This window comes from Bacillus sp. FSL K6-0972, assembly GCF_037976035.1.
GTDB classification, from domain to species: Bacteria; Bacillota; Bacilli; order Bacillales; family Bacillaceae; genus Bacillus; species Bacillus haynesii.
The window spans coordinates 3,071,590-3,084,443 of the sequence record NZ_CP150260.1 but is presented as its reverse complement, the minus strand read 5'-3'; the positions used below and the strand labels follow the sequence as shown (position 1 = coordinate 3,084,443).

General features: G+C 48.2%; 11 protein-coding genes. All 11 read left to right on the top strand.

Annotated elements, in window-relative coordinates; translation table 11 throughout:
- Positions 1 to 80 precede the first annotated feature (80 nt).
- Positions 81 to 1,166: a M42 family metallopeptidase gene (locus tag MKX80_RS15610; protein WP_339227124.1), complete on the top strand. Its 1,086-nt coding sequence runs from the start codon at positions 81 to 83 to the stop codon at positions 1,164 to 1,166.
- A gap of 221 nt (positions 1,167 to 1,387) precedes the next feature.
- Positions 1,388 to 2,284, top strand: coding sequence for a glycoside hydrolase family 43 protein (locus tag MKX80_RS15605; RefSeq protein WP_234113254.1), 897 nt, complete (start codon positions 1,388 to 1,390; stop codon positions 2,282 to 2,284).
- Between the two features lie 266 nt (positions 2,285 to 2,550).
- Positions 2,551 to 4,032: an L-arabinose isomerase gene (gene araA / locus MKX80_RS15600; RefSeq protein WP_182070250.1), complete on the top strand. Its 1,482-nt coding sequence runs from the start codon at positions 2,551 to 2,553 to the stop codon at positions 4,030 to 4,032.
- 14 nt (positions 4,033 to 4,046) lie between these two features.
- On the top strand, positions 4,047 to 5,738 hold the full coding sequence (araB, locus tag MKX80_RS15595; protein WP_268294159.1) for a ribulokinase: 1,692 nt from the start codon (positions 4,047 to 4,049) through the stop codon (positions 5,736 to 5,738).
- A 15-nt stretch (positions 5,739 to 5,753) separates the two neighbouring features.
- Positions 5,754 to 6,440, top strand: coding sequence for an L-ribulose-5-phosphate 4-epimerase (gene araD / locus MKX80_RS15590; RefSeq protein ID WP_154995568.1), 687 nt, complete (start codon positions 5,754 to 5,756; stop codon positions 6,438 to 6,440).
- 16 nt (positions 6,441 to 6,456) lie between these two features.
- Positions 6,457 to 7,662 carry a sn-glycerol-1-phosphate dehydrogenase gene (locus MKX80_RS15585; protein WP_154995566.1) on the top strand — a complete coding sequence of 402 codons (1,206 nt, stop codon included), beginning with the start codon at positions 6,457 to 6,459 and terminating at the stop codon, positions 7,660 to 7,662.
- Between the two features lie 23 nt (positions 7,663 to 7,685).
- The gene (locus MKX80_RS15580; protein WP_268343286.1) at positions 7,686 to 8,963 is read left to right on the top strand and encodes an ABC transporter substrate-binding protein; all 1,278 of its coding nucleotides are present in this window, start codon (positions 7,686 to 7,688) and stop codon (positions 8,961 to 8,963) included.
- Between the two features lie 30 nt (positions 8,964 to 8,993).
- Positions 8,994 to 9,938, top strand: a complete 945-nt coding sequence (locus tag MKX80_RS15575) for a sugar ABC transporter permease (RefSeq protein WP_154995562.1) — start codon at positions 8,994 to 8,996, stop codon at positions 9,936 to 9,938.
- Positions 9,938 to 10,780 carry a carbohydrate ABC transporter permease gene (locus MKX80_RS15570; RefSeq protein WP_154995560.1) on the top strand — a complete coding sequence of 281 codons (843 nt, stop codon included), beginning with the start codon at positions 9,938 to 9,940 and terminating at the stop codon, positions 10,778 to 10,780. Before MKX80_RS15575 ends, MKX80_RS15570 begins: the two co-directional genes overlap by 1 nt.
- Before the next feature lie 35 nt (positions 10,781 to 10,815).
- Positions 10,816 to 12,324, top strand: a complete 1,509-nt coding sequence (locus MKX80_RS15565) for an alpha-N-arabinofuranosidase (protein WP_154995558.1) — start codon at positions 10,816 to 10,818, stop codon at positions 12,322 to 12,324.
- Positions 12,325 to 12,417: 93 nt separating this feature from the next.
- Positions 12,418 to 12,825, top strand: coding sequence for a hypothetical protein (locus tag MKX80_RS15560; RefSeq protein WP_268299277.1), 408 nt, complete (start codon positions 12,418 to 12,420; stop codon positions 12,823 to 12,825).
- The last annotated feature ends 29 nt before the right edge of the window (positions 12,826 to 12,854 follow it).

Sequence of the window (12,854 nt, the reverse complement as noted above, 5' to 3'; positions counted from 1 at the left end):
TGTAAACGATATTGGTCGTATTGAAAAGGGATGTTTCTGTATAATAGTAAATGAGGGTTAATTAAGGAGGCTGTATAGAGATGGCAAAGCTTGATGAAACATTGACGATGCTAAAGGAATTAACAGATGCAAAAGGAATTCCGGCAAATGAAAAAGAGCCCAGACAAGTCATGAAATCGTACATAGAACCGTTTGCCGACGAGGTTACGACAGATAGACTGGGAAGCTTAATCGCAAAAAAGACCGGACAGGCTGACGGGCCGAAGATTATGATTGCCGGCCATCTTGATGAGGTCGGTTTTATGGTTACGCGGGTCGATGACCGGGGCTATCTCCGCTTTCAGACGGTTGGAGGCTGGTGGAGCGAGGTCATGCTGGCACAGCGCGTGACGGTTGTGACGAAGAAAGGCGACATTACCGGTATCATCGGTTCAAAACCTCCTCATGTCCTGTCTCCGGACGCAAGAAAAAAATCGGTGGATATTAAAGACATGTTTATCGATATCGGAGCGTCGAGCAGAGAGGAAGCGATGGAGTGGGGCGTTCTTCCGGGAGACCAGGTCGTCCCTTACTTTGAATTTACGGTGATGAATAATGAAAAAATGCTGCTTGCCAAAGCATGGGACAACCGTATCGGCTGTGCGATCGCGATCGACGTGCTGAAAAACCTGAAAGGAGCCGATCATCCGAATGTCGTCTACGGTGTCGGAACCGTACAGGAGGAAGTCGGGCTGAGGGGCGCGAAAACCGCCGCGCATACGATCAAGCCTGATATCGCTTTCGGTGTTGACGTGGGAATCGCGGGTGATACGCCGGGTATTACCGAAAAAGAGTCGACAAGCAAAATGGGAAAAGGCCCGCAGATCATCCTTTATGATGCATCAATGGTGTCCCATAAAGGGCTTCGCGACTTTGTAACGAATGTTGCAGATGAAGCCGGCATTCCGTATCAATTCGACGCCCTCTCAGGCGGAGGAACAGATTCGGGATCGATCCACCTTACCGCGAACGGAGTGCCTGCCCTGTCGATCACGATTGCGACGAGGTATATCCATACACACGCAGCTATGCTTCACAGGGATGACTATGAACATGCGGTAAAATTAATTACCGAAGTCATTAAACGACTGGATAAAGAGACGGTTCAAAACATTACGTTTGACTGATGAAAGAGCAGGCTGACAGCTTATCTTACAAGCTGTCAGCTTTTTTTTTTTTTGGAATGTTAAAGACAGCGCTTACATATATAAACATTGTTCGAAAAATTGACAAAGAAAGGGAGGCATTGTTTTTTCATTACAAGAACAGGAGTGTGAACAGAATGAAAAACGTGTTGCGGAGAATGTCTTTGGCGGCATTGATATTCGGACTGCTGTTGGCTTTTTTGATGCCAGAATCAGGCAAGGCGGCGTTTTGGGACACAAAGGGGGACAATTTCATCCATGATCCCTCCATCATTAAAGAGGGGAATACATGGTATACATTTGGAACCGGGCTCGGCACAGGGCTGCGTGTCATTAAATCAACAGACGGTAGAAACTGGAGTGCTGCCCCGAGTATTTTTCCAACTCCGTTGTCATGGTGGAAGATGTACGTACCAAATCATGAACCGCATCAGTGGGCACCGGATATCAGCTACTATAACGGCCGGTATTGGCTGTATTACTCGGTTTCGTCTTTCGGTTCAAACACATCAGCGATAGGACTCGCATCGACAGATCGGATTTCATCCGGCCAATGGCGGGATGACGGGCTGGTCATCAGATCGACATCCGGTGATCAGTTTAATGCCATTGACCCTGATCTGGTCATTGATAAAGACGGAAATCCTTGGCTCTCATTCGGTTCTTTTTGGAGCGGCATCAAGCTGACAAGGCTTGATAAGAACACGATGAAACCGACGGGAAGCCTGTATTCGATCGCCTCAAGGCCGAATAACGGCGGAGCGGTTGAAGCGCCGAACATTACCTACAAAGATGGCTACTATTACTTATTTGTCTCGTTTGACAGCTGCTGCAAAGGAGTGAACAGCACATATAAAATAGCGTATGGCCGTTCAACGAGCATTACGGGACCCTATTATGATAAAAGCGGCAAAAATATGATGAACGGCGGAGGGACGATCCTGGATTCCGGCAATGACCGCTGGAAAGGGCCGGGACATCAGGATGTTTTGAACAACTCGATCCTTGTCAGACACGCTTATGACGCGTTGGACAATGGCGTATCGAAGCTGCTCATCAACGACTTGTACTGGGATTCCCAAGGGTGGCCGACTTATTAACAGCCGCAGATGCCGGGCGATTTTCGCCCGGTTTTTTGTTCTGAAATCTGTCAAAAAAAATAAAAAACATACCGGAAATTAAATTGACAGTTTTTTTCATAATGATATAATGAAGTTGTTCGTACAAATATGTTTTTGATGTTAGTTGTACGTACATATAATCGCGATACAGTTTGAGGTCAAGGTATGATTCATGTTTTTTTGTAAGCGTTTTAATAGTTTGCTATTCTACACAGACACCATAAAGAAGAGGAGGAGGAAGCTATTTGATTCAGGCAAAGACGCATGTGTTTTGGTTTGTGACAGGCAGCCAGCATTTATATGGCGAAGAGGCGGTACAAGAGGTAGAAGAGCATTCCAAAATGATCTGCAACGGATTAAATGACGGACATTTAAGGTTTCAAGTCGAGTACAAAGCGGTGGCCACTTCGCTGGACGGCGTCAGAAAACTGTTTGAAGAGGCGAACCGGGACGAGGAGTGCGCAGGCATCATTACCTGGATGCATACGTTTTCACCGGCCAAAATGTGGATTCCGGGCCTTTCCGAGCTGAATAAGCCGCTGCTCCATTTTCATACCCAGTTTAACCGGGACATTCCGTGGGATAAAATCGACATGGATTTCATGAATATTAATCAGTCTGCTCACGGCGACCGTGAATACGGCTTTATCGGAGCGAGACTGGGCATTCCGCGAAAAGTGATCGCCGGATATTGGGAAGACAGAGACGTAAAACGCTCGATCGACAAATGGATGAGCGCAGCGGTCGCATATATTGAAAGCCGCCATATCAAAGTCGCCCGATTTGGAGACAACATGCGGAATGTGGCGGTAACAGAAGGAGATAAGATTGAAGCGCAGATTCAGCTAGGCTGGTCTGTCGACGGATATGGAATCGGTGACCTCGTCACGGAGATCAATGCTGTATCAGAACAAAGTCTGAATGAACTCATCTCCGAATATGAGGAGCTTTATGAGTGGCCTGAAGGCGAAGAGGCAAGGGAATCCGTTAAAGAACAGGCACGGATCGAGCTTGGGTTAAAGCGCTTTCTTTCAAACGGAGGCTATACGGCCTTTACGACAACCTTTGAAGATCTTCACGGTATGAAGCAGCTTCCAGGTTTGGCCGTTCAGCGGCTGATGGCCGAAGGCTATGGCTTCGGAGGAGAAGGAGATTGGAAAACGGCTGCGCTCGTCAGGATGATGAAAGTGATGGCCGGCGGAAAAGAAACGTCATTTATGGAGGACTATACGTACCATTTTGAACCGGGTAATGAAATGATTCTCGGCTCCCACATGCTTGAAGTGTGCCCTTCGATTGCCGAACATAAACCGAGAATCGCAGTCCATCCGCTGTCAATGGGGGCAAAGGATGATCCGGCGCGGCTCGTGTTCGACGGAATTGCAGGGCCTGCGGTCAATGTCTCCCTCATCGATTTGGGCGGACGTTTCAGGCTTGTCATCAATGAAGTCGAAGCTGAGAAGGTTCCGCATGATATGCCGAATCTTCCGGTGGCGCGCGTGCTTTGGAAGCCGCAGCCGTCTCTGAGAACATCGGCTGAAGCGTGGATTTTGGCTGGGGGTGCTCACCATACATGCCTTTCGTATCAGCTGACAGCCGAGCAGATGCTCGATTGGGCCGAAATGTCGGGCATTGAAGCGGTGTTGATCAACCGTGATACGACGATTTTAAATCTTCGCAATGAACTCAAATGGAGTGAAGCTGCATATCGGCTTCGCAAATTTTAAGGGGGTGAAGACTTATCCCTTACACAATCGGGGTTGACTTTGGAACATTGTCAGGGCGTGCTGTTCTCGTCGATGTCCGGACAGGTGAGGAAATCGCGGCGGCTGTCAAAGAGTACACGCACGGGGTGATAGACCGGGAGCTTCCGGACTCAAAACGAAAGCTTCCGAGAGACTGGGCGCTCCAGCATCCGGCCGATTACATTGAAGTGCTGGAGGAAACGATTCCGAGCCTTTTGAAGCAGTCAAAAGCGGATCCGAAGGAAATCATCGGCATCGGAATCGACTTTACGGCCTGCACGATTTTACCCGTTGACAATAACGGGACTCCTCTTTGCATGAGGGAAGAGTATGCGTCAGAACCGCACAGTTATGTGAAGCTTTGGAAGCACCATGCTGCACAGGAGCAGGCGAATCGCTTGAACCAAATTGCGGAAGAAAGAAATGAATCTTTTCTTCAAACATACGGCGGAAAAATTTCTTCCGAGTGGCTCTTTCCAAAAGTAATGCAAATCGCGGAAGAAGCGCCTGACATTTATGATGCCGCAGCCGAGATCATGGAAGCGGCCGACTGGATCGTCTATATGCTGTGCGGAAACAGAAAGCGCAACAATTGTACAGCGGGTTATAAAGCGATTTGGAACAAAAAGAGCGGCTATCCTTCCGACGATTTCTTAACAAGCCTGCATCCAAAGCTGAAACATATCGTTCGGGAAAAATTGACGGAGGATATTTATTCTGTAGGCGAAAAAGCGGGCGGACTGACTGAAGAAATGGCCGGGAAGACAGGGCTTCTGGCGGGTACAGCGGTCGCTGTCGCAAATGTTGATGCTCATGTGTCAGTTCCGGCGGTCGGCATCACAGAGCCGGGGAAGATGCTGATGATCATGGGAACGTCTACCTGTCATATGCTGCTCGGCGAGGATGTCAGGATGGTGCCGGGAATGTGCGGCGTCGTAGAAGACGGGATTCTGCCTGGCTATGTCGGCTATGAAGCGGGGCAATCGTGCGTCGGCGACCATTTTCAATGGCTGATTCAACATTTTGTACCAGAAGCCTATATGAAAGAAGCTGAAGCCGAAGAGATTTCTATATTCGAATTGCTGTCTCGAAAGGCTGACCGTCTCCATATCGGCGAAAGCGGTTTGCTTGCATTGGATTGGTGGAACGGAAACCGTTCAACACTCGTTGATGCCGATCTGACGGGAATGATGCTCGGTATGACCCTTGCCACTAAGCCTGAAGATATATACCGTGCATTGGTCGAAGCGACTGCTTACGGGACGAGGATCATCATTGAAACGTTCAGACAAAGCGGCGTGCCGATCGAGGAGCTGTATGCCGCAGGAGGAATCGCCGAAAAAAATCCGTTTATCATGCAGATTTACGCGGATGTCACCAACATGGAAATCAAAATTTCCGGATCTCCGCAGGCGCCGGCTTTAGGTTCCGCGATATTCGGAGCGCTCGCGGCCGGAAGCGTGAACGGCGGTTACGATCATATCGAAGAAGCAGTCGCACATATGGGCAAGATCAAGGATCAAACGTACAAACCAATTCCTGAAAACGTTGCCTTATACGATCAGCTTTATGCGGAATATAAGGAGCTTTACACGTACTTCGGAAAGCAAAACAACGTGATGAAGCGCCTTAAAAAATTGAAAAACATCCAGTCCGTCAGTTTCGACACCGGTAAAGCGATGGCTTAGAGGGAGGAGAAAACTGTGCTGGAATCTTTGAAAGAACAAGTATTAAAAGCGAATTTGCAGCTTGAGGAGTACCGGCTTGTCACCTTTACATGGGGGAATGTCAGCGGCATTGACCGGGAGAATGAGCTGGTTGTCATCAAGCCGAGCGGTGTCAAATACAGCGAGTTAAAAGCCGAAGATTTAGTGGTTCTCAATATGGACGGCGAGATTGTGGAAGGTGATCTGAAGCCGTCTTCCGATACGCCGACACACCTCTATCTTTACCGGCAGTTTCAATCGATCGGCGGGATCGTCCATACGCATTCCCCGTGGGCGACAAGCTGGGCGCAGTCAGGGAAGGACATTCCGTCGCTCGGAACGACTCACGCCGACTACTACCACGGCAACATTCCGTGTACACGGGAAATGGATCCCGATGAGATCAGGAGTCAATACGAGTTGAATACAGGAAAAGTGATTGCCGAGGTGTTCCGGCATCTTGACCCCCTGGCGATGCCCGGCGTTCTCGTGAACAATCACGGGCCGTTTTGCTGGGGAAAAGACGCCTTAACTGCCGTACACAATGCCGTCGTCTTGGAAGAAGTCGCGAAGATGGCGTACCGCTCCCTGATGCTGAATCCGTCTCTTAAGCCGATTAAGAGCGCTTTGCAAGATAAGCACTATTTTCGCAAGCACGGGGCAGACGCCTATTACGGCCAATAGAGGAGGGAAGCTGCCAATGAATGACATGATCTCTTATGTAAAAAAAACTTTGGGCGCATGCGAATGCGGAACCGTTCACTACCCGCTTACAGTGGAAAAAATCACGATCGGCGACAATGCTGTTGAGCAAGAGCTGCCCGCTTTCGTGAAATCGGCTTCCTATAAAAAAGCCGCTGTCATTTATGATGAAACGACCGGACGGATAGCCGGCAAGCGGATTGCGGCTCTTCTTGAGGAAACGGCTGAAACGGTTCCGGTTCTGCTGGAAGCTAATGAAGCGGGTGATGTGACGGCAGATGAACAAACGTTGGTGAGTGCATTGATCGGTGTACCGATTGATGCGGATGTACTTATTGCGGTCGGAGCGGGCACGATTCATGACATCGTCAGGTTTTGCGCCTATCAGCGAAGCATCCCGTTTATTTCGGTTCCTACGGCTCCGTCGGTTGACGGTTTTACTTCAGCCGGCGCACCGCTGATTTTAAAAGGAAAGAAACAGACGGTTCAAACGACAGCGCCGATTGCACTTTTTGCCGATTTGGATCTCTTGTGTCAAGCGCCGCAGAACATGGTAGCCGCAGGTTTTGGCGATATGCTCGGTAAGGTGACGTCGCTTGCGGATTGGGAAATTTCCCGCTTGCTTGCCGGCGAGCCGTACTGCCCGGCCGCCAGCCGTCTCACGAGAGAAGCGCTTGATCAATGTCTTGTCCGAATAGATGACATCGCCGCCAAGACACGCGATGGGATTAAGAAATTGATGGAATCGCTGATCCTTTCAGGACTTGTCATGCTGGTTCTCGATCATTCAAGGCCGGCTTCCGGCGGCGAGCACCACCTTTCCCACTACCTTGAAATGAAAGCGTTGGAGAACAATAAGCGGCAGGTGCTTCACGGTGCTAAAGTCGGCTGTAGCGCCATCATGCTGACTGATATTTACCGATCCCTTATCGGTGCAAGCTTGGGTGATCAACACGCTGAGCACGCGATTCGCTCGATTTATGAAAAGCTCCCTGACGGTGAGAAAATGGCAGAGTGGATGAGGCGTATCGGCGGGCCTGTATCATTCAAAGAACTCGATGTTGAAGAAGAGCTGGTGAGAGAAGCGCTCACTTACGCCCATCAGCTCAGGGACCGGTATACGGGACTGAAAATCATCAATCAATACGGCCTTTTGCCAGGGCTTTTAGGCAAAGGACCGGGCGTGAAAGGGGTTAAAATGTGAAAAGGTTCCTTTCATCTATCTTTATGGTCACGGTCGCTGTATGTCTGCTTTTATCGGGGTGCAAGGCGAGTCCAGCCTCCGATCAAGCGGACGGCACCGAACTGACATTTTGGACATTCAACGGCCTTCATGAACAGTTTTACGCTGAGATGGTGAAAGAATGGAACAAAAAGTATCCCGAGCGAAAAATCAAATTAAATACAGTGGTGTATCCGTATGGACAGATGCATGACAATTTATCAATCTCGCTTTTAGCCGGGAAAGGGGTTCCAGATATTGCCGATGTTGAGCTGGGGCGCTATTCGAACTTTTTGAAGGGCTCTGACATTCCTCTTACAGATTTAACGCCGCTTGTGGAAGACGAACGCGACAAGTTTGTTGAAGCGAGGCTCACGCTCTACAGCAAGAACGGCAAGCTTTACGGACTTGACACCCATGTCGGAACAACCGTGATGTATTACAACATGGAAATGATGAATAAAGCAGGTGTTGATCCGGATGACATCAAAACGTGGGAAGATTACAGGGAAGCGGGCAAAAAGGTCGTCAAAGCTCTCGGAAAACCGATGACGACGATTGAAACGACCGACCCGAATTCATTTCTGCCGCTGGTTTCCCAGCAGGGATCCGGTTATTTTGATCAGCAGGGGCGTTTGACATTAAACAATGAGACAAATGTGAAAACGCTCGAATTTTTAAAGACTTTAATTGAGAAAGACAAAATTGCCGTCACAACGCCCGGAGGCAATCATCACAGTGAAGAATACTACGGGTTTATGAACCAAGGCGGTTCGGCGTCTGTTTTAATGCCGATCTGGTATATGGGCCGTTTTTTGGATTATATGCCTGACTTGAAAGGGAAAATCGCGATCAGACCGCTGCCGGCATGGGAAGAAGGGGGAGACCGCTCAGCGGGAATGGGCGGAACGGCCACCGTGATTCCAAAACAGGCGAAAGAGGTCGATCTGGCCAAGGATTTCTTGAAATTTGCCAAAGCATCAAAAGAAGGCAACATCAAGCTGTGGACCGTGCTCGGGTTCGATCCGCTCAGATGGGATGTGTGGGACTCGGACGAATTGAAAAAACCAAATCAATATACAGAATATTTCCAAAATGGACAACGCATCTTTTCCGTGCTTCTTGACATAAAAGATGAGATCAATCCGCTTTACCTCACTGAGGACTATGCGAAAACTTCCGATCTCATCAACAGAAACGTACTGTACGAAGCGCTCAAAACGAAGAGCAAAACACCGAAAGAAGCATTGGACAAAGCAGCAGATGAAGTGAAAGGGCAATAGTCTTTCATTACTGTAAAGCGAGGCGATAACTTGAAGACTGTTAAAACAGATACAGTGCGTTCGTTTCCGCCGATGAGCAGAAAAAGAAAGATCAGACGTTTATTATATTCAGCAAAAGCCGCACCCTATATTTTCACAGCACCTTTTGTACTCTCCTTCTGCATATTTTTTCTTTATCCGCTTATCAGCGTCGTCATCATGAGCTTTCAAAGCATTCTCCCCGGGGAAGTCCGCTTCATCGGGACGGAGAACTATAAAGCATTAAACAATCCTACATTTTATACCGCACTATTCAACACCGTCAAATACACCTTTTGGACATTGCTGATTTTAATACCTGTTCCTCTAATTCTGGCAGTCTTTTTAGATTCTAAACTCGTAAAGTTTAAAAACGTGTTTAAATCGGCTTTATTCATCCCGGCTCTGACTTCAACCATTGTGGCGGGAATTATTTTCAGGCTGATTTTTGGAGAAATGGATACATCGCTGGCGAATTCGATATTGGCTAAGCTCGGAGCTTCGCCGTACAACTGGCTGAACAATGAACATACCGGCATGTTTTTAATGGTGATGCTCGCATCCTGGAGATGGATGGGAATCAATGTCCTGTACTTTTTGGCGGGCTTGCAGAACGTTCCGAAAGAATTGTACGAAGCTGCCGAAATCGACGGCGCAGGCACGTTCAAGAAGTTTTACCATATTACGCTTCCGTTTTTAAAGCCCGTCAGCGTCTACGTGCTGACGATCAGCATCATCGGCGGCTTCCGAATGTTTGAAGAAAGCTATGTGCTGTGGCAGAACAACTCTCCGGGCAACATCGGCCTGACGATGGTCGGATACATTTATCAGCAGGGGCTTGCCTACAACAACATGGGCTACGGGTCGGCGCTCGGCATCGTGCTCTTGATCATCATTTTCATCTGCAGCCTCATTTCATTAAAGCTGTCTGGATCTTTTAAAAAGGAGGGCTATTAATGCGTCCTGCCGGAGGCCTCAACATTGCGAAAGTTGCTCTGTTTCTGCTGTTTGCAATATTAAGCTTTTTGTTTGTGTTTCCGCTCTTCTGCCTTTTGCTTGGCTCGCTCAAACCATCTTCGGAATTGCTGCGCTTCGGCCTGAATTTGAAGCTGAGCCCTGAAATCCTGAGCCTTGACAATTACAATTACTTGTTTAACGGCGGAAGCATTTATTTTCAATGGTTTTCGAACAGCTTGATTCTCGTGGTGATATCCACCGTGCTGACGCTCTTGTTTTCTTCAATGGTCGGATACGGGCTTGCCGTCTACGACTTTAAAGGAAAAAATCTCTTGTTTGTAGCCGTGCTCCTGATCATGATGGTGCCGATCGAAATTCTCATGCTGCCTTTATTTAAAATGACGGTTTCTCTTCATATTGTCGACACTTACGCCGGCGTGATCCTGCCGTTTATCGTTTCGCCTGTCGCTGTGTTTTTCTTCAGACAGTATGCGCTCGGCCTGCCGAGAGATTTGCTTGATTCCGCGAGAATGGACGGCTGCACAGAGTTCGGCATTTACTTCAGGATTATGGCGCCCTTGATGAAACCGGCATTTGGAGCGATGATCATTCTTCAATCCTTAAACAGCTGGAACAACTTCTTATGGCCGCTGATCGTTTTACGATCGAAAGAAATGTTTACGCTACCAATCGGGCTGTCCGCTTTGCTCAGTCCGTACGGGAACAATTATGACATGTTGATTTCGGGTTCTGTGCTGGCAATTCTGCCTGTGATTCTTATCTTCCTGTTCTTCCAGAAGTACTTTATATCAGGTTTGACGGCGGGCGGAATTAAAGGCTGATCCACTATATATTATCTTGAAAGGAATGGTTTAACATGACTGCACACAAAGCGAAGATGACGATTGACAAGGAATATAAGGTGGCAGAGGTTGATAAACGAATTTACGGCTCCTTTATCGAGCATCTCGGCAGAGCCGTTTACGAAGGCATTTATGAGCCTGATCATCCTGAAGCTGACGAATCGGGTTTTCGGAAAGACGTCATCAAACTGGTCAGAGAACTGAAGGTTCCATTTATCAGGTATCCCGGAGGAAACTTTGTCTCGGGCTATAACTGGGAGGACGGGGTCGGACCTGTCGAACAGCGGCCGACAAGACTTGATTTAGCGTGGGCGACAACCGAGCCGAACTTAATCGGGACGAACGAGTTTATGGATTGGGCAAAGCTTGTCGGGGCAGAGGTGAATATGGCCGTCAACCTCGGAACGAGAGGAATTGATGCCGCACGCAACCTTGTTGAATATTGCAATCATCCGTCAGGATCGTACTACAGCGACTTGAGAAAATCCCACGGATATAAGGAACCGCATAAAATTAAAACATGGTGTCTTGGCAATGAAATGGACGGTCCATGGCAAATCGGGCATAAAACAGCAGCCGAATACGGAAGACTTGCCGCTGAAGCTGCAAAGGTGATGAAATGGACGGACCCGTCGATCGAGCTCGTCGCCTGCGGAAGCTCGGGAAGCGGAATGCCGACATTCATCGACTGGGAAACGACGGTGCTTGATCATACGTACGAACACGTCGAGTACATCTCGCTTCACTCGTATTACGGAAACCGTGATAACGACCTTCCAAACTATTTGGCGAGATCGCTAGATATGGATCAATTTATCAAAACGGTCATCTCAGTCTGCGACTATATGAAAGCGAAAAAGAAAAGCAAGAAAACGATTCACCTTTCATATGATGAGTGGAATGTCTGGTATCACTCGAATGAAAAAGACAAAGAAGCCGAGCGCTGGGCGAAAGCGCCGCACCTTCTTGAAGACATCTACAATTTTGAGGATGCACTTCTCGTCGGCTGTATGCTGATTACGATGCTCAAGCATGCGGACCGTGTGAAAATCGCCTGTCTGGCTCAGCTTGTCAATGTCATCGCGCCGATTATGACAGATAAAGGAGGAGAAGCGTGGCGTCAGACCATTTTCTATCCGTTTATGCACGCTTCCGTCTACGGCAGAGGAACGGTATTGCAGACGGCCGTATCGTCTCCGAAGTATGATGCGAAAGACTTTACGGATGTTCCGTACTTGGAGTCCGTGTCTGTTTTCAATGAAGAAGCCGAGGAATTAACCGTTTTTGCCGTCAACCGCGCAACAGACGGCAGCCTTGAAATGGAAGCCGATATGAGAAGCTTTGAAGGGTACAGCGTCTCTGAGCACATCGTTCTGGAACACGAGGATCATAAAGCGACGAATGAAAAAGACCGCAACAACGTTGTTCCGCACAGCGGAGGAGACGCCAAAGTATGTGACGGCAGGCTGACGGCTCACCTTCCGAAGCTTTCCTGGAATGTGATCAGAATGAAAAAACGATAAATTGAAAAACCGGCCCGGCGAGGCCGGTTTTTTTAGATGAAAAAAGGCTTCCGCAAATATGCCGAAGAATAAGATAAAACGGGAGGAGGATCTATGAAGACGTTTTTTTCGGCTGCCTACTGTTTTTTGATGTATGTATTTTTAGCATACCTTTGGCTTCTGTTTATCACAGCGGTCATCGATAGGGTACGGTCTTTTGATCAGCCGCTTTTAGCGGCGGGTTTTATTTTCATCGGCACCATGCTGTTTTTTTCACTGTCACGCCATTTTTCAGCTTCGCTTGTCACGACAACCGCCGGTCGAATCGCGGGTATCGCCGCTTTTTGTCTAGTCATGGCCGTTCATTTTTTGTCGTTCCATTATGCTGACAGAAAAAAGGCGGATATCTTGTTGATATCCGCCAATGATGCCTTCAAAAAGGCTGCAGATGAAGCTTGTATTTATTTTATTCTTATTATTCCTATTCGTCAACTTGGTTTATGGTTGTCGGGAAGCAGCTGATTGAAAACTTCGCACAAAAAGATGATTGC

Excerpts from the sequence above, each read along its gene's own strand:
- MKX80_RS15610 (WP_339227124.1), top strand. The coding sequence starts at position 81 with ATGGCAAAGCTTGATGAAACATTGACGATGCTAAAGGAATTAACAGAT.
- MKX80_RS15605 (WP_234113254.1), top strand. The coding sequence starts at position 1,388 with ATGCCAGAATCAGGCAAGGCGGCGTTTTGGGACACAAAGGGGGACAAT.
- MKX80_RS15585 (WP_154995566.1), top strand. The coding sequence starts at position 6,457 with ATGAATGACATGATCTCTTATGTAAAAAAAACTTTGGGCGCATGCGAA.
- MKX80_RS15580 (WP_268343286.1), top strand. The coding sequence starts at position 7,686 with ATGGTCACGGTCGCTGTATGTCTGCTTTTATCGGGGTGCAAGGCGAGT.
- MKX80_RS15570 (WP_154995560.1), top strand. The coding sequence starts at position 9,938 with ATGCGTCCTGCCGGAGGCCTCAACATTGCGAAAGTTGCTCTGTTTCTG.
- MKX80_RS15565 (WP_154995558.1), top strand. The coding sequence starts at position 10,816 with ATGACTGCACACAAAGCGAAGATGACGATTGACAAGGAATATAAGGTG.
- MKX80_RS15560 (WP_268299277.1), top strand. The coding sequence starts at position 12,418 with ATGAAGACGTTTTTTTCGGCTGCCTACTGTTTTTTGATGTATGTATTT.